This window comes from Mucilaginibacter roseus (assembly GCF_021215455.1).
Classification (GTDB): domain Bacteria; phylum Bacteroidota; class Bacteroidia; order Sphingobacteriales; family Sphingobacteriaceae; genus Mucilaginibacter; species Mucilaginibacter roseus.
Genome location: NZ_JAJPWV010000001.1, coordinates 30,638 through 53,220 on the forward strand (window position 1 = coordinate 30,638; position 22,583 = coordinate 53,220).

Here is a 22,583-nt window from a genome sequence, read left to right on the forward strand (position 1 = left end):
CCGAATGACCAAATGACAGACAGAACAACAGCGCCTGAATTTCAGGCGATAAATGATATAAGTTTAATTGAGCCGCGGCATATAAAGCTGGCTAACGGCTGCAACGTGTTTTGCTTTAACAGCGGCGGGCAGGAGTTACTGCGCGTAGAATGGATTTTTGGCAACCTGCGCTTCAATACCTCCAAGCCTTTGCTCAACCAGGCTATCATGGCTTTGCTAACTGAGGGAACACAGAAATATACATCGGCGCAAATTGCTGATAAGATTGACTTTTACGGTGCTTTTTTACAGGCCGATTATGGCTTTGACCATTCACAGGTTACGTTGTTTAGCCTTAATAAGCATTTGAGCCAAACGCTGCCAATGGTAAAAGAGGTGTTAACTAATGCCATTTTTCCGCAAAAAGAGGTAGATACATACGTGCGAAACCAGCAGCAAAAGTTGCAGGTAAGCTTGCAAAAAAATGATGTGGTTGCCCGCCGGGTATTTAATAAAGCTTTGAATGGCGATACAATTTATGGCTTTGCCGCAGAAGCTGCCGAATACCAGGCGCTTAACCGTAGCGATTTACTGGAGCATTATAAACAAATGTTCCGCCCCGATAATTGTACGTTGATTATAGCCGGTAAGATAGAAGAAGAGGCTTTAGGCATGATCAACGATCTGTTTGGCAAAAGCTGGGAAAGCGCCGGTGAAAAACCTGACACTACCCAGCCGGAGGTGGCACGTAGTGCAGAGCATTTATACTACGTAGAAAAAGCCGATGCCTTACAATCAGCTTTACGTTTAGGTGTGCCTGCGGTTAACCGTACCCATTCGGATTTCCCTGCACTACAAGTGCTAAATACAGTTTTGGGTGGTTACTTTGGATCCAGGCTGATGGCTAATATTCGTGAGGATAAGGGTTATACCTACGGTATCGGCTCAGGTATAAGCTCGTTAAAGTATAGCGCAACCTGGTTTATCGCATCAGAAGTAGGTGCTGATGTTTGCAAGGCCGCCATTGCCGAGGTTGAGAAGGAATTGGACTTACTTAAATCAGAGGTGATTGGAGAGGATGAACTGGCGCTGGTGAAAAATTATATGCTTGGCTCATTATTAGGTAGCCTCGAAAATATATTCTCGCATGCTGATAAATTTAAGAACGTTTACTTTGCCGGTTTGGACCTCGATTATTATAAACGTTACACCGAAAAAGTGAAAGCTGTTACCGCTGAAGAGTTAAAAGCATTGGCCGGTCAATACCTTAATTTTGATAACTTTTATAAGGTTATTGTAGGTAAGTATTAATTCTTGATAGATTAAAACCTCAGAAAGGCGGACAAAACCGTTCGCCTCTATAAAGTTAAAAAATTTTTCATTATCACCCCAAAGCAATTTTAGGTGTGGTAGCATCGAATTAGCTACCCACCATTCGGAAATTCAAAATAAAATCTTACCTTTGCCCGGCAAATAATAACTCCTAAAATTATTTGCTATGCAGCCAGACTCCTCAAAATTTGTCGCCGAAGGTTTAACGTATGATGATGTATTGCTGTTACCGGCATACTCAGAAATACTGCCCCGCGAAGTTGACACATCCTCTTATCTTACTAAAAAAATAAAGCTGAACGTACCGTTGGTTTCCGCCGCTATGGATACCGTTACCGAGGCACAATTGGCCATTGCCATCGCGCAGGCGGGCGGCTTAGGTATGCTCCATAAAAACATGAGCATACAGCGCCAGGCTGATGAGGTACGCAAGGTAAAGCGCTCCGAAAGTGGTATGATACAGGATCCGGTTACACTTAACGAGAACGCTTTGTTAGCTGATGCTTTTAAAATTATGCGCGAGTTTCGCATCGGTGGTATACCTGTAGTGAGCGATAAAGGCGAGCTTAAAGGCATCATCACAAACCGCGACCTGCGTTTTGAAAAGGACGCTAACAAAAAGGTAGAGGATGTGATGACCAAAAACAACCTGATTACCGCGCCGAAAGGTACTACACTTATTCAGGCTGAAGAAATATTGCAGCAGCATAAGATTGAAAAGCTGCCGGTGGTTGATGAGAACGGTGTGCTGATCGGCTTAATTACCTTTAAGGATATTCAGAAATTTAAAAATTATCCAAACGCTTGTAAGGATGAGCATGGCCGCTTGCGTGTTGGCGCTGCGGTAGGCGTAACCGCCGATACTATGGATCGCGTGGATGCGCTGGTTAAAGCCGGTGTGGACGTAATAGCTATTGATACGGCTCACGGCCATTCAAAAGGAGTAATTGATAAACTGAAAGAAGTTAAAGCCAAATACCCTGACTTGCAGGTGATAGCCGGTAACATTGCCACAGGCGATGCCGCTAAAGCCCTTGCCGAAGCTGGCGCTGATGCGGTTAAAGTAGGTATTGGTCCGGGTTCAATATGTACTACCCGTATCATTGCCGGCGTAGGTGTACCACAACTATACGCCGTTTACGAGTGTGCCAAAGCCCTTGAGGGTACAGGTGTACCGGTAATTGCCGATGGCGGTATAAAGCATACAGGTGATATTGCTAAAGCTATAGCAGCCGGTGCAAGCTCTATTATGGCAGGTTCGTTGTTCGCAGGTGTTGAGGAGTCGCCGGGCGAGAGCATAATTTATGAGGGCCGCCGCTTCAAATCATACCGGGGTATGGGTTCAATAGAGGCTATGGAGCAAGGATCAAAGGATCGTTATTTTCAGGATGTTGAGGATGATATCAAAAAACTGGTACCGGAAGGTATTGTAGGCCGTGTGCCATACAAAGGTACTTTGGCCGAAATAGTTTACCAATATGTAGGCGGTTTGCGCGCCAGTATGGGTTACTGCGGCGCTAAAGATATACCAACACTGCAAAAAGCTAAGTTTGTACGTATCACAGCGTCGGGTATTCGCGAGTCGCACCCGCACGATATTACCATTACTAAAGAGGCACCAAACTATACCCGTTAATCAGGTATAGTTTAGTCCATAAAAAAATCCCTTACCGTTATGGTAAGGGATTTTTTCGTTTAAGGCTTTCGCCTCTATCTGTAAAAGTAAAATTATCTGGTTGTTGCTTTGGCATCTTTAGCTACAACCTCACCCACAATAATTAAATTTTTCTGAGGGGTTTTAGCGTTTGAGGTTACCACAATGGTTTTGCTGAACGGAGATACAGCGGCTGCGTTGTAAGTTACTTTGATATTTCCTTTTTCGCCTTTTTTAACAGGAGTTTTAGTGAAATCAGCAATAGTACAACCACATGTTGGCCTTACATCAGCAAGTATAAGCGGCTCCTGGCCTACGTTGGTAAACACAAATACGGTTGAAACCGGTGTGCCCTGAGGAATTTTACCGAAATCGTGTTTCTCCTCAACAAACTTAAATTCAGGTTTAGTGTCCTGCGCGGAAGCGGTTAAGGCAAAGCCAAATACAACAGCGCATATCATTAATAACTTTTTCATATTCACAATAGTTGGTGTAACAAATATACTGGTTTAATTGATAACCAAGATTAATTGACGGTTGTTTGATTGTAAAATATAAAATTACAAAATAGAATTTTATAATTTTACCGCTCAAACGGAATTTTATATGTCAAAAACTGCCCTCTATACCGCCGGAAATGATGATGCTGCCGAGCTCAGTTTTGATGATTTTAAAAAGATCGTCATTAATGATTACCGTATAGCCTTTGAAAGCAGGCAGGCAAGTTTGCTTGGCCGCCGCGAAGTACTTACGGGCAAGGCTAAGTTTGGCATATTTGGCGACGGTAAGGAGGTGGCGCAAATCGCCATGGCCAAGGCATTCCGTAACGGCGACTGGCGCGCGGGTTACTATCGCGACCAAACCTTCATGTTCGCTACGGGCATGAGTAATCTTAAAGAATTCTTCGCGCAATTGTACGCGCACCCGGATATTGATAAAGAACCTGCATCGGGCGGCAGGCAAATGAACTGCCACTATGCTACCCGTTTTGTAAATGAGGACGGATCGTGGATAAACCAGGTGGAGAATATGAATTGCTCGTCAGACATGTCGACAACCGGGGGGCACTTGCCGCGTTTGCTGGGTTTAGCATATGCATCAAAACTATACCGCCTAAACCCTGAGCTTAGCCAGTACAATAATTTTTCGGTAACCGGTAATGAAGTTGCTTTTGGTACTATAGGTAACGGTTCAACATCCGAAGGTTTGTTTTTCGAAACCTTTAACGCCGGCGGTGTTCTGCAAGTACCTATGGCCATCTCCGTATGGGACGATGCATATGCTATTTCGGTACCGGCAAGTTTACAAACCACTAAGGAGGATATTTCTGAAGCCTTGCAAGGATTTCAGCGCGAAAAAGGAACTAATGGTTACGAGATATTTAAAGTACGCGGGTGGGATTATGTTGCCCTTTGCGAGACTTATCAATATGCTATCCGTATCTGCCGCGAACAGCACGTGCCGGTACTGATACACGTTACCGAGATGACGCAGCCGCAGGGCCACTCCACCTCTGGCTCGCATGAACGTTATAAATCAAAAGAGCGCCTGGCCTGGGAAGATGAGTACGACTGCCTGAAGCAGATGCGCAAATGGATGCTGGAAACAGCCATTGCCACTGCGGAGCAATTAGACGAATTGGAAGCCGATGCTAAAAAACATGTTCGTGATTGCCAGCGTGAGGCCTGGAACGAGCTGAATACCGAGATAAACGCCGAGATGGATGAAGCTGTTAAGCTGATAGACCGGTTGGCGCAACAATCATCCGCAAGGACGGAGTTATTTGATGTTATTAATCATTTACGTGCCGAGGTAGATCCCGGACGTAAAGATATGACCACCGCTATACGCAGGGCGTTGCGCTTAACGCTGAATGAACAATTGGCTGAGCGTACGCCATTGTTGAATTGGCTCTCTAATGAGAATGCTAAGAACAGTGAGCGTTACAACACTAAATTGTTTTCAAATACACCTCACTCGCCGCTAAAGGTTGACGTTGTGGCTGCTGAATATGCCGATGACGTGAAAATGATTGACGGCCGGGAGATACTTAACGCTTGCTTTGATGCCAATTTTGAGCGCGATGCGCGTATTGTTGCCTTTGGTGAAGATGTTGGCGCTATTGGAGACGTAAACCAGGGGTTTGCAGGTTTACAGAGCAAGTACGGCGATCTGCGCATTACGGACACGGGGATACGCGAATCAACCATCATAGGGCAGGGCATAGGGTTAGCCATGCGTGGATTAAAGCCTATTGCCGAAATACAGTATATGGATTACCTGCTGTATGCCTTGAACGTATTGAGCGACGATCTGGCAAGTTTAAGCTATCGTACCGCAGGCGGGCAGAAAGCGCCTGTTATTGTACGTACGCGCGGCCACCGTTTAGAGGGTATATGGCACTCCGGCTCACCAATGGGTATGATATTGCACTCAATGCGAGGCTTACATATATGTGTACCGCGTAACATGACGCAGGCTGCCGGTATGTATAATACCTTGCTCCGTGGCGATGAGCCAGCCTTGGTGGTTGAAAGCCTTAACGGTTACCGCCTCAAAGAAAAATTACCGGCTAACATTGGCGAATTTACCGTGCCGCTTGGTAAAGCTGAAGTGTTGAATGAGGGTACCGATATTACGGTAGTATCATACGGATCAACACTGCGTGTGGTGCAGGAAGCACTGCCTGAACTGCAAAAGCTTGGCGTGAGTGTAGAAGTAATAGATCCGCAAACGCTTTATCCGTTTGATCTGGACAATGCTTGCGGCACATCCCTGCAAAAAACCAATAAGCTGCTGGTGGTTGATGAGGATTTGCCCGGAGCGGCTTCGGCTTATATTTTACAGCAGATTTTGGAAAACAAAAAAGGATATTATTATCTGGATGGCCAGCCAAAAACATTGACTGCTAAGGAGCACCGCCCGCCTTATGGCTCTGATGGCGACTATTTTACTAAGCCCAATGTTGACGATGTGATTGAAGCGGTTTATTCCATGGTTAGCGAAAGCAACCCAAATAAATTTCCGCCGATATTTTAAAATTCTATATTTGCGCGGAATTTTAAAAACTTATCACAACCATGACTAAATTTTGCAAAGTTGTGTTGGCACTGGTGTGCTTTTACACAACTGCCTCGGCGCAAACAAAAAACACAAACGAATTCGGCATTCAAATCGGTATTAACGGTTCAACTGTAAACGCTGATGGTATGACCAACAGTAACTACCGCACCGGATTCAATGCCGGTGTATCAATCGATCATTACTTTTCAGAAAGCTGGAGTATTAAAGGAAAATTACTTTACGATCAGAAAGGTTGGGACAGGGGATACCTGGCAACGCCGGGAGAAACCTATTACACCAATTACCGGTTAGATTATTTAACTATTCCCGTTTTGGCTAACTGGCATTTTGGCCGTACTAAAAACTGGTATCTGAACTTTGGCCCTTACACAAGCATCTTGCTCAGCGCATCGGAGACGGAAGGTGGTATGGACCTTAAGCCGTTTATGAGCGGTGCTGAATTTGGGCTTGATCTGGGTATCGGCGTGAAAATACCTGCCAGTGACAAGATTAAATTCTTTATTGAACTAAACGGGCAGGGCGGACTCAGCGATCTGTTCAAAGATAATAGCGGTTCTGCCGTTCGTAGCACGGTATCAAGCATCAACGTTGGTATCAACTTTTAAAGACAACATTCAACCCATTAATAGTGCCCTCCTGATATATTGGGGAGGGCATTGTTGTTTTATAAAATTATGGTAGCAAAAGCGATCCAAATAAATTTCCGCTAACATCTTAAAATGATATATTTGGTCTATAAACTTTAAAACTTATCATGAAATTTCTTTTTAACATAGTGCTGGCACTTGTGTGTCTTTACTCATCGTCATCTGCACAAACAAAAAATTCTAATGAATTTGGCGTTCAGTTTGGCATGAATGCGTCACGCTTGAATTCCGACGTTACAAATAATACTCACTATAAAGTTGGTTTTAACGCGGGCGTTTCAATAGATCATTACTTTTCTGAAAGCTGGAGCGTTAAGGCGAAGGTTCTATATGATCAAAAAAGTTGGGAAGGCTTGTCTTTATTAATGAAGGGCGTTTTATATAACGCCCAATATGATTTAAATTATTTAACCGTTCCTGTTTTAGCCAACTGGCACTTTGGCCGTACGAAAAATTGGTACCTGAATTTTGGCCCATATACAAGTATATTATTAGATGTTGAGGAAGTAGGATCTGACAGGGATGTTAAATCCGGATTAAACAATATCGATCTTGGTCTTGACTTAGGTATCGGCTTTAAAATTCCGGTTTCAAATAAAGCTAAACTCTTTTTTGAACTTAATGGTGAAAAAGGATTAACCGATGTTGCTAAGGAGGGTTCAGGTCCAGCATTTCAAAACAACGTTTCGAGCATTAGTATCGGGTTGAATTTTTAAAAGAGTATTTATTCAGGGTATTGTTGTTCCCATTAAAGGTATCGCATCCGGACCTTTTATTTCTGAATGAGTACGTAAATTCAGTAAACCATCGCTATCCACTGTGTATATTCAATAATTTTAAACAATATAGTTATATCGTTTCTTTTTTAAACAGGAGGCATATGAAATTAGGAGAAGAAATACTAAAGGTTCTTAATAAAATATATGAACCTGATACAATGGTTGAGAAGCGATTTAAACGCTACGATATCGCTTTTAAAACGGATGGTTATGGCCGGCCGATTCTTTTATTTTTTGGAGAGAAGGATGAGAGGGGACATATTAAAGGCGAACGCTTTGCCCGCCGCTTAATCACCGCGCCTGATGGCACAGTGATTAAGGATCATTGGGAAAATAAGGGCCGGTCTACCTGAATGTGCAAAAGTGTTTTGCTTGGCTACCCATAAAATTTATTTAATTTGCGCCCGTTTTAAACAAGAAATATATTTTATGGATAACAGCACATTTTCAACTATATCAACCGTAATTAAAACCCGCCGCACCATTAAGCCGGGTATGATGAACGGTCAAAAAATCCCAAATGGCCATGTTGCCGCTATACTTGAGCTGGCCGACTGGGCACCGACCCATGCCTTTACTGAACCATGGCGTTTCGTGATCTATGAAGATCCTACAGCGTTTTGTAAACAGCATGCCGAGTTATACAAAACGCATACACCTGCAGAAAACTTCAAAGAGGCTACTTACACCAATCTGCAAAATATAGGTAACAATGCATCACACGTAGTAATTGCTATTATGAAGCGCGGAAGTAACCCAAATATTCCTGCATTGGAGGAGATTGCAGCCGCATCTGCATCGGTACAAAACATTTTATTAGCGGCTACATCATTAAACATCGCTTCTTTTTGGAGCACCGGAGGTATGACCCTGAAACCGGCGATGAAAAACTTCCTCGAGCTTGGTGAGGAGGATGCTGTATTAGGCTTACTATATCTGGGTTATACGGATAACCAGCCAGAGGGGCGCCGTACAACACCGTTGGAGCAAAAAGTTAAATGGGTAAAATAATCACGTTTTATTAACCTATTCGTTTGAAATAGCCTTAAAAGAAATTAAATTTCCTTTAAGGCTATTTTGTGTAAATTGGATGACAATAAATTACCGCATTGTGCGTATATTTGTATAACAATTTACACAAGTACAATCCTTTCTGACCTAAATCTCAACGCTTTTAAAATTATTAACTGAACTAATTTTAATTGAATATGAGAAAATATTTTTTGTGGGCAATTTGCAGTCTTTTAATTGTGTTTTCAATAGCTTTTATAAGCTGGAGCCCCGCTTCAAGCGATAAAAGGTTAAATGATGTTAAAGTTGCCTCAACCTCGAAACATACTGCCTCGCTAAGCGAATTATATAGCCAGTATGTTACCGATATTTATAATACCGCGCAGTTACAGCTTACCGGTATGGATGCCCTCGTTTTTCAAAAAGCCATAACAGGTTATATTAACCTTAAAACGGCGCACAAGCTGCCTGAAAACAGTAACGTGATCACTGTGGTCGATTTCAATAAATCAAGCCGCGAAAAACGTATGTGGATTATTGATGTTGCAGCAAAAAAACTGCTGCTTAATACTTGGGTATCGCACGGGCAAGGTAGCGGTGATGATATGGCTACGGCCTTCTCAAACACTGAGCATTCGCACCAAAGCAGCCTTGGCTTTTATGTAACCGATGATGTTTATGTAGGTAAACATGGCCGTTCCTTACGCTTAAACGGCATGGATGCAGGTTTTAACAGCAATGCGCGTCAGCGTGCTATTGTGGTACACGCTGCAGATTATGTTAGCCAGGCTTCAATTAACCAGTTAGGCCGCTTAGGTCGCAGCCATGGTTGTCCTGCGGTGTCACCTGAAGTTTGCGCAACTGTTATAAACACAATAAAGGGGCAGAACATGCTGTATATCACAGGTAACGATAGCCGCTATGCTTCAAAATACCTTAATGAGAATATAGCTGAAAACTTTTTATTTGCTACCGCTTCTACCCAAAATGTAGCTAAAGTACTTTAATAAAGATACCTCCTAAAAGCAAAAGGTGTAAGTTGATTAAACTTACACCTTTTGCTTTTAAACCAATTTATTGAGTTATACGGTTAACAATTTTTTCATTTGGCCGTATAGTACCACGTCTAAACCATAAACGTCAGGCCTGAATTGTAATTTTCCGCTATCATCAACCCAGCAGGTTACATAGGTTAGATAAACCGGTACTTTGTTTGGCAAATCAACATTGGTTGGCTTATCACTCGGGTTTTCCATTTTGTCAACAATAGTTTTATACTTATCGCCGTTGCCAAACAGGGCTTCCGCAAGTTTTTGGGGCTGTTCAACACGCACGCATCCATGGCTCACCGCCCGCATATTTTGGTTAAATGCATTTTTTGCCGGTGTATCGTGCAAATAAACACTGCTGCCGTTTTTAAACAGGAATTTAATTTTACCCAAAGCGTTTTGATCACCAGGGCGCTGCTTGAAAGTATATTCGGTTTTTGAAGCGCTCCCCCAATCAATGGTTTCCGGGTCTTCAACCTTCTGTCCGTTGCGGTAAACATCAATTCCTTTATTATCCAGGTAATACGCGTCCTGTGCCGCTTCAACCATAATTTCTTTAGAGGCTATACTGGTTGGGATATTCCACACCGGGTTAACCTGTACCGTGTATATCTGGCTGCTAAGCTGCGGCGTTTCACGTGAAAACGGACGATCAATCTTATCGCTTTCATCATACTCCACCAGGCTAACTTCTTTATCCATATTACGGCCCTCACCCACACACACTTTCATGTTTAAGGCTGATTTGCCGTTTTCCATCACATCTAAACGGTAATCAGGAATATTTACGATCACGAATTTTTTAGCATCAGGTTTGTTTTTCCAGCGCAGGCGCTCGAGGTTAACTGCTAAGTAGCGCTCGCTCTCCTCCGGCGTCATGCCTGGTGCCTGTACTTTGTCTGCCAGCGCTTTTTGCAATGCCTTGTATTGCGCGCTTTTTGGCTGTATGCTGTCCAAATAATTTTTTAATTCCTTTACGGCAAAAACGCTTTTCATTGACGTGCTGTCAGGGCGCTTTGTCTCGGTATAGTAACGCTGGTATATCTTACGCGGACTGATCAACCCGTATTGTAATGCGTTTGAATATCTGATCAATGAATTCGCGGTCAATAATTCCAGTTTAGCAAGTGTGTTATATGCCGTATTAACATCTTTTACGGTCTTTTTATCTTTAACGCGTGTTATCAGCGCTTTTATGCTATCTGCACGGAATATTTGTGGGTTAATACCGTGCTGGGCTGAATTGCTCAGATAGGTCGACAATGTTTGTAAATCATCATTCTTTAAGTGGTTAAGTACCAGCACGGGCTCATATTCGTTTTCGGCGTAATATGATTTGATGACTTCAGGGTAGGTAATCATCGACTTATTATCAGTCATGGCTTTCTTAAATGCTTCTGCAAAACCCTCGTTAGTCATATCTTTAAAGGTTTTGTTACCTGTCGCATCAGCCATTTCTTTTCCTAAGTCAGACTTACTCTTTTTACACCCAGGGATAATGGCTACAAAAGCAAGTGTGATCGCGGCTATAAAAAGTACCGGTTTTTTATGGGTTATTTTAAGTATCATATAAAATGGTAAATGTGTTGCACCGTTTAATGCAATACCCGTACCACAGTATTTACATGCTGCTTACTTTGTGTGTAAGCTTTTTACATAGATTAGCATTATGGAAAATAAAAAACTGCCAGAGGTTTGGCAGCGTGGGCCTATAGCTGGCATTCCACAGCTACTGCAACCCGTTGCGCATGCGTTATTACAGGCAGATGAGGAGATTAAAGCGCTTATGACGGATTTTCCGGACGTGCTACTTTACGAAACACCGGCCGACCTGGCTTCGCCGGCTTTCCATTTACAGCATTTAACCGGCGTGCTCGACAGGCTTTTTACTTATGCCCGCAAAGAAATGCTGAATGAACAGCAGCTCAATTATCTATCTCAAGAGGGTAAGTTGGCTCAAATACCATACACTGCAATGGCTTTAGCTGATGCTTTTAGTAAGCAGGTAGATAAAGCCCTGGAGCAGTTGCGTAATACCGATGAGTCAACTTTGACAGATTTTAGAGGAGTGGGCAGGGCGCAAATACCATCAACGGTAATTGGTTTATTGGTACATGCCGCCGAGCATACCATGCGGCATACCGGGCAGTTGTTGGTTACGGTGAAAATATTAAAGGCAGGATTATAAGATCAACTCGCCGATATCGCGGTGATTGGTTATGCGGTAGTCGGCATCGGCGTTGGTAAATCTCTTTTCAGGATCGTACAGAACGGTTTTGATGCCTACAGCCTTAGCTTCCTTAATTTCTGATTCCGGATCATCACCGATGATCAGCACTTCTTCGGCTTTGTAGTTATATTTTTCAAGAATCTGGGTGAAAATATGGCGCTTGGTTTTCTCCGTGCTCTCCGGGTCAACCACGTAAATCTGCTTAAAATCTCCGGCTATACCCAACATCTTTACTTTACTGTTTTGCAGTTTTACAAACCCGGTGGTCACCAAAAATTTATCAACGGCAATCGTTTTAATATAGCGGTAATCATCAAAAGCATGCATAGGCTTATTGTAGGTAAGGTTTCTTAGCAGTTCAGTCGCTTGTTCTATTAATTCATCGTTGAAGCCATATTCGTCCGCCACCTTTTGAAATGGGCGGCGGGTAAGCTCGTTTTTAGCCGTTTGGATATCTGAAGCGCTGATTCCTTCAGCCAGATCATCTATGAGTTTAAATAATCCGGCAAAAACTTCGTCGGCTATAGATTCAACAGGGTAGATGGTGTTATCGAGGTCGTATATTAAAGCACGTATCATTTAAAGATAACGTGCTTTTTATGGGGATGTTTGTAACGATTATACTTTAGCAGCCCTGTTGCGCAGCACATGATCGGCCAGTACCAACGCTGCCATGGCTTCAACAATAGGCACCGCGCGTGGTACAACGCATGGGTCGTGACGACCTTTGCCGCTGATCTCTGATGCCTCGCCGGCGCTATTCACGGTCTGCTGGTTGTGCATAATGGTAGCCACCGGCTTAAACGCCACACGGAACTCGATTGGCATACCATTGCTGATACCGCCCTGTATACCGCCTGAAAAGTTGGTAATAGTTTCCACCTTGCCGCCATTATTGAGGAAGATATCATTATGCTCTGAGCCACGCATCTCGCTACCATCAAAGCCTGAGCCGAACTCAAAGCCATGCACAGCGTTAATGCTCAGCATAGCCTTGCCTAAGTCGGCATGTAATTTATCAAACACCGGTTCGCCTAAGCCAGCGGGCACGTTAGTAGCAAAGCAGGTAACTTTACCGCCTACGGTATCGCCTTGCTTACGGATGCCGTCAATAAATTCAATCATTTCTTCGGCAGTGGCAGGGTCAACACAACGCACAATGTTTTGCTCACGGGCTTCAATAAACTCAGCGGCATTTTTAATATCAACATTAGGGGCGTTTATTTTGCCAACGCTGCTTACATGCGCAAACACCTCGATGCCCTGCGTTTTCAGGAATAGTTTAGCCAGCGCGCCTGCCGCTACACGTGCCGCTGTTTCGCGTGCTGATGAACGGCCGCCACCGCGGTGATCGCGAATGCCATACTTAGTATAGTAGGTAAAGTCGGCATGTGACGGACGGAACACATCCACATTGTGGCCATAATCCTTTGAGCGCTGATCTTCATTCGGGATGATCATGGCAATAGGCGTCCCCGTTGTTTTACCCTCGAACGTGCCCGAAAGTATCTGTACCGTATCGCTCTCCTTACGTTGTGTGGTGATTTTTGACTGACCGGGTTTGCGTTTATCCAGCTCGGCCTGAATAAAATCAAGGTCAACCGGTAACTGCGCCGGACAACCGTCAACGATCACACCTATAGCCTGGCCATGCGACTCGCCAAATGTTGTTATTCTGAATATTTGCCCGAAGGTATTGCCTGCCATGGTGCCCCCTAACCCCCTAAAGGGGGAATTTGTTATTTTTATTGAATGAGTAATTATAGTTATATGCCCGGTAAAATTCCCCCTTTAGGGGGTTAGGGGGCCAAAGCCCACCTTCTCCAGATCCTGCCAGAATGCCGGGTATGATTTTTCCACCACACGTGCATCTTCGATCTCTAACTGCGGAATTACCAGTGCCAGCGGCGCGAAGGCCATGGCCATACGGTGATCCTCGTAGGTATTGATGAATATACGCTCCGGAATGAACTTTTCGCTGCAATCCAGTTTATAAACCAAGCCTTTTTCAATCAGCTTAACGCCCATTTTGCCAAGTTCGTTTTGCAAAGCGGCAACCCGGTTGGTTTCCTTTATCTTAAGGGTTTCCAGTCCTGTAAAGGTTGCTTCGTGGCCTAATGCCGCGCATACCACAATAACGGTTTGCGCCAGGTCAGGGCATTCCTTCATGTCGAATATTTTGCGTTGTATAGGCTTTGGCTCCTTTTTTAAGTACACTCCGCCATCCTTAAACTGTGAGGTGATGCCGAAGTTAGCCATAATCTCGGTGATCACGCTATCCCCCTGTAAGCTGTATGAAGTAAGTCCGGGTAAAAACAGCTCTGCCTCATCAGCTAAAGCCGCTATGGCGTACCAGTAAGATGCAGCGCTCCAGTCAGGCTCCACAGGCAGCGATGTTTCGCTAAACTCCTGGTTAGCTATGCTGATCACGTTGCCCTGCCAGCTATGCTGTATGCCTGCTTGCTTTAACATTGCCAAAGTCATCTCCACATAAGGGCGTGAGGTAAGCTCACCTTCGATATGTAATTCCAACCCTTGTGGCAACTTTGCGGCTATCAGCAACAAAGCGGTAATATACTGACTGCTGATATCACCCTTAATGCTGATCTGATTAGTTTGCTGTTCAAAACCACCGCTGATTTGCAACGGCGGATAGCCATCCTTTTCAGCATAGGTAATATTAGCGCCCAGTTTACGCAGGGCGTCAACCAATATACCGATAGGGCGCTGTTTCATACGCTCGGTACCGGTAAGTATTACCTCTCCGGGTTGCAGGGCAAAATAAGCCGTTAAAAAACGCATCGCCGTCCCTGCCGGACCGATGTTAACTGTTTTTAGTCCATGGTCGATGGTCGATAGTCCATGGTCAGCACTTTGTCCATGGTCTATTGTCGATGGACTATGGTCCTTCAGTATCCCTGCCAGCGTAACGGTATCAGCCGCGTCCGACAGGTTTTTAACCTTTACGCGGCCACCACTCAGGGCTTCAATAACGAGTGCGCGGTTGCACTCGCTTTTTGAGCCTGTAAGTTGTATGGTGCCGTTAGCGGTTTTATCTGCTTTAGTAAGGATGATGTTATTGCTACTCATCGTCCCTGATTACGCTTGGGTTAATTTCTCTTCAACTTGCTCCTGACCTTCGTTCAGGATGATGCCCTGACGACGGATAGATTCGGTGTGAACCAGCTCTAATAATTTCTCGGTAAACTCAGCATCCAGTTTCAAAGCCTTGCCATAATCGGTAGTCTTTTTCAGGATCTCTTCCCAACGGTTAACCTGTAGAATGGTGATGTTGTTATCTTTTTTGTATTTACCGATTTGCTCAGCAATGTTCATACGCTCAGCAACTTTCTGGATGATCAGGTCGTCAATCTTATCGATTTTTGCACGTAATTCAGCCAGTTTATCGCTAACGGCAGCGCTTTTAACTTCAGCTTTACGCAGGGTAAGGTTGTCAATAATGTCTGATAGGGCAGCAGGAGTAACCTGTTGTTTAGCATCCGTCCAGGCAACTGAAGGGTCAATATGCGATTCGATCATTACACCCTGCATATCCAGGTCAAACGCTTTTTGGGCGATGTAGCCGATCAGGTCGCGGTTACCGGTGATGTGGCTCGGATCATTGATGATCGGCAAATCAGGTACCTGTGTTTTCAGGCTGATGGCCAGATCCCACATTGGGTCGTTACGGAAGGTAGTGTTTCCGTATGACGAAAAACCGCGGTGAATAGCCGCCAGTTTAGTAATACCCGCATTGTTGATACGCTCTAAGGCGCCAATCCATAGTGATAGGTCAGGGTTAACCGGATTTTTAACCATCACCGGTACATCAACACCTTGAAGGGCGTCAGCAATTTCCTGCACGGTGAAAGGGTTAGCGGTTGAGCGTGCACCTACCCAAAGGATGTCAACACCGGCGGCTAAAGCTTCTTCAACATGTTTAGCGGTTGCCACCTCAACTGCAGTTGGCAGGCCGGTTTCTTCCTTGGCGCGTTTTAACCACTCCAGGCCAATGCTGCCAATACCCTCAAACTCACCCGGACGGGTACGCGGTTTCCAGATACCTGCACGCAGGGCGGTGATTTTTCCGGTTTTAGCCAGCAGTTGTGCCGTAGCTACTAATTGATCTTCAGTTTCGGCACTGCAAGGGCCTGCAATTACCAATGGTTCTTTACCTGACGTTATCCAGGTGTTTAATGGTTGTATGTTTAAATTCAGTTTCATGATCGTTGTTTGTTTAGTCCATGGGCCATAGTCAATAGTCCATGGTGGTGTTCAAATTTTGTTAATTGTTATGAATTGAATATTTCTTAATTACTATATTAAAGTTTTGCTATGGTCTATTGTCCATCGGCTATTGTCTGCACTCCCTCCTCATACCGTTTATATTCGCCCAGTATGTTAAAGTTTTGGGTGTACTTTAATATGTGGCGGAGTGCGGTATCGTATTCATTTTGGGCAGCCCATTCTATGTCGACGTAAAAATTGTATTCATTACGTCTGCCTAAAACCGGCATGCTTTGAATTTTGCTCATGTTGATATGGTTCTCGGCAAAAATGTTCAACACCTTGGCCAGCGAGCCTACCTCGTTACTTACCTGGAAGCATAACGATGCCTTGTTGGCCTCTACCTTAACAGCGTTATCATGCGTGGTGAGTATTAAAAAACGGGTAAAGTTCTTTTTATTCGATTCAATGCGGCGCTCCAATATCTGCAAGCCATATAGCTTAGCGGCCAGCGTATTGGCTATGGCCACGGTATCAGTAAGCTGTTCATCGCGGATGCGTTTGGCACAGGCAGCGGTATCATTGCTTTCGATCACCTTGATCTGCGGGTAATCATCAAAAAAATCAACACACTGGCGTATAGCAATCGGGTGCGACATGGCCGTTTTAACATCCTCAAAGGCTACGCCCGGCAGCGCCATCAGGTGCAGTTGTATAGGCAGATAAACCTCGCCAATAACCGGAAAGTTATAGTTTAACAGCAGCGAGTAGTTGGGCAGCAGGCTACCGGCAATACTATTCTCGATAGCCATAACCACATAATCAGCCTCGCCGTTTTTAAGGGCTTCAAAAGTTTGTTTAAAAGAGTTGCATTCAATGGTTTGAATGTCCTCGCCAAAATACCTGAAGGCGGCCTCTTCGTGGAAGGAGGCGCGTATGCCTTGTATTGCAACCCGTGGTGTTCCGTTTATCATAACCCTGTTAAAGCAAAAAGTCCCGGCCTTTATCGGGCCGGGACTTTTCAGTTTCTTCTGTATGTTAGTTAGTGCATATCAGTCCCGGCTCTTACCTGTTAAAGTAAAAGTAAAAACCGTAAAAATATGCGTTGTTAGTTATCATTGTTTTGTTTGATGCCGCTAATGTAAGTGTTTGAAATATTTGTTCCAAATAAAAAATAAAAATTTAATTGATTATACCAAGTACAGGACTTTTTAGGAATGTTAATCGCTATTGCAATTTAACTCGTGAGATTTCTTTACCTTCTTTAACGTTTACTTTGATGGCATATACTTGCAAAGGTCCATTCGGTTCTTTATAATCATACTTGGCCGTCACAACATTATTCCCCTCATTAGTATATCCAAGGAAATTAATTTCGGTGAAAAAAGGTGGATATGAAAATGTATCTAACTGCCAGTAATTATACTTTTCTGTGTCAAGGTCTCCGGACACTATTTGATTGGGGTAAAAAGCTACATATTGAGTTTTGCTTAATGGATAGCTATTTAATGGATGTGGAAAATAATAATTGTGGGCTTGGTTAATTATCAACGGCATCTTAAAATCAAAATCTTCAAAAATCTTAATTTGAGAATCTTCCACACTTTGACTGAAAAATAAATAAGAATTATTAAACCATGGCCTTATGCCCTGTAGCCTGTAATGTTTATCGCCTTTTCCTAACCTTGTATTTAATACAGCTTCTTTCATTGATGTCATATCTACCACAACACCATCACATTTATAACTATAAATATTGTAGTCAGGCTTAGGGCGTACATAATCTTTTAGTAGAATGATCATGTTTTTATCATCCTTATCATAAGCTGATTGCAATAAAAATTTGTCAAGTTTTTTTATTGTATTGTTTTCCGAAAGTATTGTGTCTGGATAAGACGGATAAGTTTTTTGGTACACAACTTGACCGTTGAGAAATATGCCATACCAATACTTATCAGCTATATTGCCAGATAAATACGTGTACTTAGTTATGCCGGCTTTTCCGATAGCGCTATGAATACGCAGACCTTTAATTTTGCTTACATCTACATTATGAGCTTTAGTTATGCTGTCATTAAATTTTTGCTCTTCAGTAGTAAGTGGCGACGTTACTTCTTCAGGTTTTGGATCGTTTTTCTTGGTGGAGCAAGCAGAAAGCAGTAAAAATACTGCGAAGATTTTTAGTAAGCTTAATTTCATTTGGTTTAGATATCTGGCAACGAATATACGCAATATGAGTATCATTTTAATGAGCCTAAACCAAAACCCGCCCATAACGTTATTTAATAAAACACTACACCATGAATAACGATCCAAAAGATATAAAACAAACCAACGACGACAGCAACCTGCACCGCGACGAGATAGGCGAGAACACCGGTACCGATACGCAACTCAACAAAAGCGTTAAAACCGATGCTGCTGAGCAGGAAAAATCAGAAAGCTCAAATAAAGAGCAAGGCCCGGCGGGGGAGAACCTGTAGCGGTTACTTGTCTGATTATGGGGCTGTCACTCTGAGCGCTGATTTTCTGCATACAAATTAAATAAATTGTTGCCCATCAGGCGATTTGTTTAATTAGCTTGAAATGCTGGATAACAATATATTATTCAATTTTAGCGACCTGTATATAAAAAACATATTTCAGGTCGCCGGATTGGTGTTCCAAAGCGTGCATTCGTAAGGATTGAAAAGGATTGGAATAAAACAAAAAACCCTCTAAATCAGCGACTTAGAGGGTTTTGCGATTGGTAAAAATCGCTTTTCGTGCGCCCACCTGGGCTACACTCATATCTCTATTTCGTACTGAATTTCAATCAATTACAGTGTCCACAACTGGCCTCGGTGGCCGTTTTGGTGTATCACCTTTCCGACATCACAAAAATACCGAAACCGACCCGAAAATACTAAAAATCCGGTAGGTTTTTAATTGGGTCCCTGGTTCGAGCCGGACCACACGCATCTTTTTACCCAACGATCAAACCGGTTAATTAAGAGCGAAAATTTGACCAATTGCAGTAGGCCACCTCAATAGTAACTTTATAAGGGTTTATGGATACATTCATGGTGAGAGGATGCGCCGAAGTTTGCGGTGATCTTATATGACCGTAACAATTTCCGGAAGAGGGAGCTTCCAAAACCAGCAAATAAAAAATGATAAAACGGGATCAGTTAATTTATTTATTTTGTGTTCCCACAAAATAAATGGCTTGCTATGCTGCGATCACAGAATTGATAATAGCCGCCAAATTCTCTACATCAAAAGGCTTTTCTACAAATCTATCCGCTCCGGCTTCCTTTGCGATCATTTTGCCATTGATCGCAGCTGAAAAAAGCACGACCGGGATACGGGAAAGTTGCGGTGTTTGTTTGATCTGCCGGGTCAGTTTATCTCCAGGAAAAGGCATCCAGATGTCGATCAGCATTACGTCCGGTCTTTCTGCGATTGCCTGATCGATCACCTTATTGCTATTGATCTGCGTGATGACCTGGAAGCCTGCAAATTCAAGAAGCATGCTGGTCATATCCAGTATGTCATTGTCATCATCACAAACCAAAACTTTACTCATTGGAACCCTCATTTCTTTATAGAGCAATTATAGTGCCTTTAGTTTAATGGGTTACCGGAATTTCAAACCAGAAGGTACTGCCTTCGCCTAAAGTACTTTGCACGCCGATCTTTCCGCCGTGCCGTTCAATGATCTCGCGGCATAGATACAGCCCGATACCAAAGCCCTTGGTAGTCTTCATATGTTCTCCGTCCACCCTATAAAAACGGTCAAATACATACGGCAGGTCTTTGGCCGGAATACCCATGCCTTCGTCTTTGACGCATACACGCACTTGTCTATTTTGCGTTACTGCAGACACATTGATTGTTGTTCCCTGTGGGGAATATTTGACCGCGTTATTAATAAAGTTGATCAGTACCTGCTCTATTTTGTCCTGATCGGCGAGGACAGGGGTATGCTCTACCGGATGATAAATTACAGTATGTGAGGTAATGGTCGCTAATGATTCCGATTCAGCTGCCTTGACCAGGTCCGCCATATCGAAGGGTTTGTTATCTATATTTATCTTTCCTTCGCCAACGCGAGCAACATCCAGGAAGCCGGTGATCATGCTGCTCATTTTACCGACCTGGCGTTTAGCTTTTGCGGCTACATTATTTGTAAATTGATCATCATTTTTCTTCGCACTCATCTCCAGCATTTGCAGATAGCCGTTCAGAGAGGTCAATGGCGAACGGAGTTCGTGGCTGACAATGCCGATAAAATCTATCCGGCGCTGCTCCTCCTGCTTTTGCTCGGTGATATCCAGCACGGAGCCGATGAACCGGAGCGGTGTGCCCTCTTCACTGAATAAGGTCTTACCGATCGCTCTTACCCATCGCTCGGGCGAGTGTTCCGTAGCCGAGATCCGGTATTGAATGTCGTAGCTACCGCCACTGGATCGATCGTACGTTTGTGATCGCTTAGCCGCCTGTCTGACACGTTCCACATCATCCGGGTGCAGCCGTTCGAAAACTACACTGTTATCCTGGAAAGTATCCTGATCCGGGAGATTGAAGATCTCGCGGAAACGGGCATCCCAATTATAGACCTTGTTCACCAGGTCCCAGTCGAACAGGCCCAATTGGGCAGCTTCTTTCGCCGAGGTCAGCTGTTCTTCTTTTTCTTTTACTTTGAGTAGCGTCAGGGTTAATTCATCAGCTTGCATTTTTTGCACGGTAATGTCCTGTGCGATTCCGGAGAAGCGGTAAGCGCTACCTTTATCATCAAAGAACGCCTTACCACAGCAGTGGAGCCAGCGTAGACGCTGATCTTCTGCACCGATCGTCCTGAACTCAATGTCATACGCGCCGTTAGATGCGGGATCGAGGGCATACATTACAGCCTCGTTAACGTGGGGCATATCATCAGGATGCATATACTTCAGCACCTGCTCATAAGGCACCACATCGTCTTTGGAAAAACCGTAGAGTTCCTTGCAGCGTTCATCCCAGCTGACCTGGTTGTTTACAATATCCAGGTCCCAGGTACCCACATCCGCAGCTTTCATCGCAAAGCGCAGGCGCTCTTCCCTGATCTCCAATTCCCGGTGCAGCAGGGTGCGCTCCTCCTGAATAGATCGCAGCTCGTCATTCATCGCTGTCAGTTCTTCGTTAGCCGCCTGGTATTCTTCATTAACGGCGCTCAGTTCTTCATTGATGGCCGAAAGTTCTTCGTTGAGCTCCTGTTGCTGCACTTCACTGGCCTCCAGTTTCTGCCTCGCCTCAACAGCTCCGGTAATATCGACCACCGTGCCAACAAAGCGCTGAGGTTCAGCCTCACTATTGAAGTAGACCTGGCCTACCGCCTTTACCCAGCAGATGTTACCGTTAGCGGCATCGACCACGCGGTATTCAACATCGTAAACGCCCCCGGTAAGTTGCTGATCGTAAGCATCAATGACCGCTTGTAATGTCCGTTCCCGGTCATTGGGGTGCAGTCCCTCCGCAAAATCGCTGCTGTAACCTATGGCTTTATCTGGATCTACGCCAAATATTTTGCGGGTGCGTTCATCCCAATACAATTTATCATTTACCACGTCCAGGTCGAACACCCCGAAGTGCGCCGCTTTCTGGGCTAAATGGAGCTGGACCAGCACGGCGTCAACGTCCGCCTTGGCATTACGCTGGTCGGTCACTTCATTGGCCACGATCTGTACACTGATGACCTCGCCTTTCCCGTTCCTGATAGGCTGGTAGACGAAATTATAATAGGTGGTCGCCCATGCCCCACCGCGTTCGATCATCGTTTTGACATCATTGCCATAAAGGGAATGACCCGCGTCCCTGACCTTTAAGATCAGGTTGGTTAACAACTCGCTTTCAAAGCTGGAAAGCACTTCAGCCAAAGGTTTACCGATGGCCTGCCTATCCACACCCCATAATTCCAGCAGTTTGGTATTGGCCGTATCTATCTTAAAACTCACCGCATCGATCACGCCTACGGCAACAGGCGCGCTTTCCAATAGTAATTCTGCTATCTGACTCGTTATGACCAGCGTATCATGCGTATGTTCTAACTGGTCATAGGCGGTGCGGAGTTCTTCGCCGGAAGCTTCCATTTCCTCATTGACTGCGCTGAGTTCTTCATTGACCTGTTGTAGCTGTTTGGAATACAAAGTGCGTTCTGTAACATCGACCGCTGTATTCACCACGCCATAGATCCTGCCGGCACTATCCCTAAGCGGTTTAAAGGAGAGATCAAAATATTTGGTCTGAAGCTGCCCGTCTACCAGCAGCTCAGCCTGGCCATCCGGGTTATGGTGTTCCTTTCCACTCGTGTAGACATCGTTCATCAATTCAAAAAAGCCCTGATCTCGGATCTCCGGGATAGCGTCCAATAACTTCATTCCGGTCACATCAGCTTCTTTGGACCAGATCGCCAGCATCTGCGGGTTGACCGCACCGATCAGATGTTCAGGACCTGTGAAAATAGCGGCTCCTATCGGAAGTGCATTAACCAAAGTTTGTTGAGCGTAAGGGGAAAGCATGCGGGCAAAATATTATCAAAAGTAATTAATTTAATTAATAGGACATCAATTT

Annotated in this window: 20 protein-coding genes; 10 read left to right on the forward strand and 10 right to left on the reverse strand. The window is 44.3% G+C overall.

Annotation, left to right across the window (positions count from 1 at the left end):
* Positions 1 to 12: 12 nt before the first annotated feature.
* On the forward strand, positions 13 to 1,290 hold the full coding sequence (locus tag LT679_RS00110; RefSeq protein WP_232174865.1) for a M16 family metallopeptidase: 1,278 nt from the start codon (positions 13 to 15) through the stop codon (positions 1,288 to 1,290).
* A gap of 187 nt (positions 1,291 to 1,477) precedes the next feature.
* The gene (guaB, locus tag LT679_RS00115) at positions 1,478 to 2,947 is read left to right on the forward strand and encodes an IMP dehydrogenase (RefSeq protein ID WP_232174866.1); all 1,470 of its coding nucleotides are present in this window, start codon (positions 1,478 to 1,480) and stop codon (positions 2,945 to 2,947) included.
* Between the two features lie 92 nt (positions 2,948 to 3,039).
* Here the strand turns inward: guaB and LT679_RS00120 are convergent, their stop codons facing one another.
* Positions 3,040 to 3,441 (reverse strand): DUF1573 domain-containing protein, encoded by a 402-nt coding sequence (locus LT679_RS00120; protein WP_232174867.1) that lies wholly within the window; start codon positions 3,439 to 3,441, stop codon positions 3,040 to 3,042.
* Positions 3,442 to 3,571: 130 nt separating this feature from the next.
* Here LT679_RS00120 and LT679_RS00125 point away from each other — a divergent pair, with 130 nt between their 5' ends.
* The 6 genes from LT679_RS00125 (at position 3,572) to LT679_RS00150 (ending at position 9,493) form a co-directional block, all read left to right on the forward strand.
* Complete coding sequence (locus tag LT679_RS00125; protein WP_232174868.1) at positions 3,572 to 6,004, forward strand: alpha-ketoacid dehydrogenase subunit alpha/beta; 2,433 nt, start codon at positions 3,572 to 3,574, stop codon at positions 6,002 to 6,004.
* A gap of 41 nt (positions 6,005 to 6,045) precedes the next feature.
* Complete coding sequence (locus LT679_RS00130; protein ID WP_232174869.1) at positions 6,046 to 6,654, forward strand: porin family protein; 609 nt, start codon at positions 6,046 to 6,048, stop codon at positions 6,652 to 6,654.
* 149 nt (positions 6,655 to 6,803) lie between these two features.
* Positions 6,804 to 7,412 (forward strand): porin family protein, encoded by a 609-nt coding sequence (locus LT679_RS00135; RefSeq protein WP_232174870.1) that lies wholly within the window; start codon positions 6,804 to 6,806, stop codon positions 7,410 to 7,412.
* A gap of 164 nt (positions 7,413 to 7,576) precedes the next feature.
* Complete coding sequence (locus tag LT679_RS00140) at positions 7,577 to 7,828, forward strand: hypothetical protein (protein WP_232174871.1); 252 nt, start codon at positions 7,577 to 7,579, stop codon at positions 7,826 to 7,828.
* Between the two features lie 76 nt (positions 7,829 to 7,904).
* The gene (locus tag LT679_RS00145; RefSeq protein WP_232174872.1) at positions 7,905 to 8,486 is read left to right on the forward strand and encodes a nitroreductase family protein; all 582 of its coding nucleotides are present in this window, start codon (positions 7,905 to 7,907) and stop codon (positions 8,484 to 8,486) included.
* Positions 8,487 to 8,683: 197 nt separating this feature from the next.
* Entirely contained in the window at positions 8,684 to 9,493 is an 810-nt protein-coding gene (locus LT679_RS00150; RefSeq protein WP_232174873.1) for a murein L,D-transpeptidase catalytic domain family protein, read from the forward strand.
* Between the two features lie 75 nt (positions 9,494 to 9,568).
* Here LT679_RS00150 and LT679_RS00155 read toward each other — a convergent pair whose 3' ends face one another.
* Positions 9,569 to 11,104 carry a L,D-transpeptidase family protein gene (locus tag LT679_RS00155; RefSeq protein ID WP_232174874.1) on the reverse strand — a complete coding sequence of 512 codons (1,536 nt, stop codon included), beginning with the start codon at positions 11,102 to 11,104 and terminating at the stop codon, positions 9,569 to 9,571.
* Between the two features lie 100 nt (positions 11,105 to 11,204).
* Here LT679_RS00155 and LT679_RS00160 point away from each other — a divergent pair, with 100 nt between their 5' ends.
* On the forward strand, positions 11,205 to 11,723 hold the full coding sequence (locus LT679_RS00160; RefSeq protein WP_232174875.1) for a DinB family protein: 519 nt from the start codon (positions 11,205 to 11,207) through the stop codon (positions 11,721 to 11,723).
* On the opposite strand, the gene LT679_RS00165 is transcribed toward LT679_RS00160, so the two are convergent.
* The 6 genes from LT679_RS00165 to LT679_RS00190 form a co-directional block, all read right to left on the reverse strand.
* Entirely contained in the window at positions 11,718 to 12,344 is a 627-nt protein-coding gene (locus LT679_RS00165) for an HAD family hydrolase (protein WP_232174876.1), read from the reverse strand. The two genes, LT679_RS00160 and LT679_RS00165, sit on opposite strands and share 6 nt — an antisense overlap.
* A 39-nt stretch (positions 12,345 to 12,383) precedes the next feature.
* Entirely contained in the window at positions 12,384 to 13,472 is a 1,089-nt protein-coding gene (gene aroC / locus LT679_RS00170; RefSeq protein ID WP_232174877.1) for a chorismate synthase, read from the reverse strand.
* Between the two features lie 84 nt (positions 13,473 to 13,556).
* Positions 13,557 to 14,855 carry a 3-phosphoshikimate 1-carboxyvinyltransferase gene (aroA, locus tag LT679_RS00175; protein WP_232174878.1) on the reverse strand — a complete coding sequence of 433 codons (1,299 nt, stop codon included), beginning with the start codon at positions 14,853 to 14,855 and terminating at the stop codon, positions 13,557 to 13,559.
* Positions 14,856 to 14,864: 9 nt separating this feature from the next.
* Positions 14,865 to 15,989 (reverse strand): chorismate mutase, encoded by a 1,125-nt coding sequence (locus LT679_RS00180; protein ID WP_228950463.1) that lies wholly within the window; start codon positions 15,987 to 15,989, stop codon positions 14,865 to 14,867.
* A gap of 116 nt (positions 15,990 to 16,105) precedes the next feature.
* The gene (locus LT679_RS00185) at positions 16,106 to 16,966 is read right to left on the reverse strand and encodes a prephenate dehydratase (RefSeq protein WP_232174879.1); all 861 of its coding nucleotides are present in this window, start codon (positions 16,964 to 16,966) and stop codon (positions 16,106 to 16,108) included.
* A gap of 253 nt (positions 16,967 to 17,219) precedes the next feature.
* Positions 17,220 to 18,191, reverse strand: a complete 972-nt coding sequence (locus LT679_RS00190; protein WP_232174880.1) for a hypothetical protein — start codon at positions 18,189 to 18,191, stop codon at positions 17,220 to 17,222.
* A 101-nt stretch (positions 18,192 to 18,292) separates the two neighbouring features.
* On the opposite strand from LT679_RS00190, the gene LT679_RS00195 reads away from it, so the two are divergent.
* A complete protein-coding gene (locus LT679_RS00195; RefSeq protein ID WP_232174881.1) occupies positions 18,293 to 18,475 on the forward strand; it encodes a hypothetical protein in 183 nt (60 codons plus the stop codon).
* Positions 18,476 to 19,203: 728 nt separating this feature from the next.
* Here the strand turns inward: LT679_RS00195 and LT679_RS00200 are convergent.
* Positions 19,204 to 19,560 carry a response regulator gene (locus LT679_RS00200; RefSeq protein WP_232174882.1) on the reverse strand — a complete coding sequence of 119 codons (357 nt, stop codon included), beginning with the start codon at positions 19,558 to 19,560 and terminating at the stop codon, positions 19,204 to 19,206.
* A gap of 43 nt (positions 19,561 to 19,603) precedes the next feature.
* Positions 19,604 to 22,531, reverse strand: a complete 2,928-nt coding sequence (locus LT679_RS00205; RefSeq protein ID WP_232174883.1) for a PAS domain-containing protein — start codon at positions 22,529 to 22,531, stop codon at positions 19,604 to 19,606.
* Between the last annotated feature and the right edge of the window lie 52 nt (positions 22,532 to 22,583).

Excerpts from the sequence above, each read along its gene's own strand:
- LT679_RS00110 (WP_232174865.1), top strand. The coding sequence starts at position 13 with ATGACAGACAGAACAACAGCGCCTGAATTTCAGGCGATAAATGATATA.
- guaB (WP_232174866.1), top strand. The coding sequence starts at position 1,478 with ATGCAGCCAGACTCCTCAAAATTTGTCGCCGAAGGTTTAACGTATGAT.
- LT679_RS00120 (WP_232174867.1), bottom strand. The coding sequence starts at position 3,441 with ATGAAAAAGTTATTAATGATATGCGCTGTTGTATTTGGCTTTGCCTTA.
- LT679_RS00125 (WP_232174868.1), top strand. The coding sequence starts at position 3,572 with ATGTCAAAAACTGCCCTCTATACCGCCGGAAATGATGATGCTGCCGAG.
- LT679_RS00130 (WP_232174869.1), top strand. The coding sequence starts at position 6,046 with ATGACTAAATTTTGCAAAGTTGTGTTGGCACTGGTGTGCTTTTACACA.
- LT679_RS00135 (WP_232174870.1), top strand. The coding sequence starts at position 6,804 with ATGAAATTTCTTTTTAACATAGTGCTGGCACTTGTGTGTCTTTACTCA.
- LT679_RS00140 (WP_232174871.1), top strand. The coding sequence starts at position 7,577 with ATGAAATTAGGAGAAGAAATACTAAAGGTTCTTAATAAAATATATGAA.
- LT679_RS00145 (WP_232174872.1), top strand. The coding sequence starts at position 7,905 with ATGGATAACAGCACATTTTCAACTATATCAACCGTAATTAAAACCCGC.
- LT679_RS00150 (WP_232174873.1), top strand. The coding sequence starts at position 8,684 with ATGAGAAAATATTTTTTGTGGGCAATTTGCAGTCTTTTAATTGTGTTT.
- LT679_RS00155 (WP_232174874.1), bottom strand. The coding sequence starts at position 11,104 with ATGATACTTAAAATAACCCATAAAAAACCGGTACTTTTTATAGCCGCG.
- LT679_RS00160 (WP_232174875.1), top strand. The coding sequence starts at position 11,205 with ATGGAAAATAAAAAACTGCCAGAGGTTTGGCAGCGTGGGCCTATAGCT.
- LT679_RS00165 (WP_232174876.1), bottom strand. The coding sequence starts at position 12,344 with ATGATACGTGCTTTAATATACGACCTCGATAACACCATCTACCCTGTT.
- aroC (WP_232174877.1), bottom strand. The coding sequence starts at position 13,472 with ATGGCAGGCAATACCTTCGGGCAAATATTCAGAATAACAACATTTGGC.
- aroA (WP_232174878.1), bottom strand. The coding sequence starts at position 14,855 with ATGAGTAGCAATAACATCATCCTTACTAAAGCAGATAAAACCGCTAAC.
- LT679_RS00180 (WP_228950463.1), bottom strand. The coding sequence starts at position 15,989 with ATGAAACTGAATTTAAACATACAACCATTAAACACCTGGATAACGTCA.
- LT679_RS00185 (WP_232174879.1), bottom strand. The coding sequence starts at position 16,966 with ATGATAAACGGAACACCACGGGTTGCAATACAAGGCATACGCGCCTCC.
- LT679_RS00190 (WP_232174880.1), bottom strand. The coding sequence starts at position 18,191 with ATGAAATTAAGCTTACTAAAAATCTTCGCAGTATTTTTACTGCTTTCT.
- LT679_RS00195 (WP_232174881.1), top strand. The coding sequence starts at position 18,293 with ATGAATAACGATCCAAAAGATATAAAACAAACCAACGACGACAGCAAC.
- LT679_RS00200 (WP_232174882.1), bottom strand. The coding sequence starts at position 19,560 with ATGAGTAAAGTTTTGGTTTGTGATGATGACAATGACATACTGGATATG.
- LT679_RS00205 (WP_232174883.1), bottom strand. The coding sequence starts at position 22,531 with ATGCTTTCCCCTTACGCTCAACAAACTTTGGTTAATGCACTTCCGATA.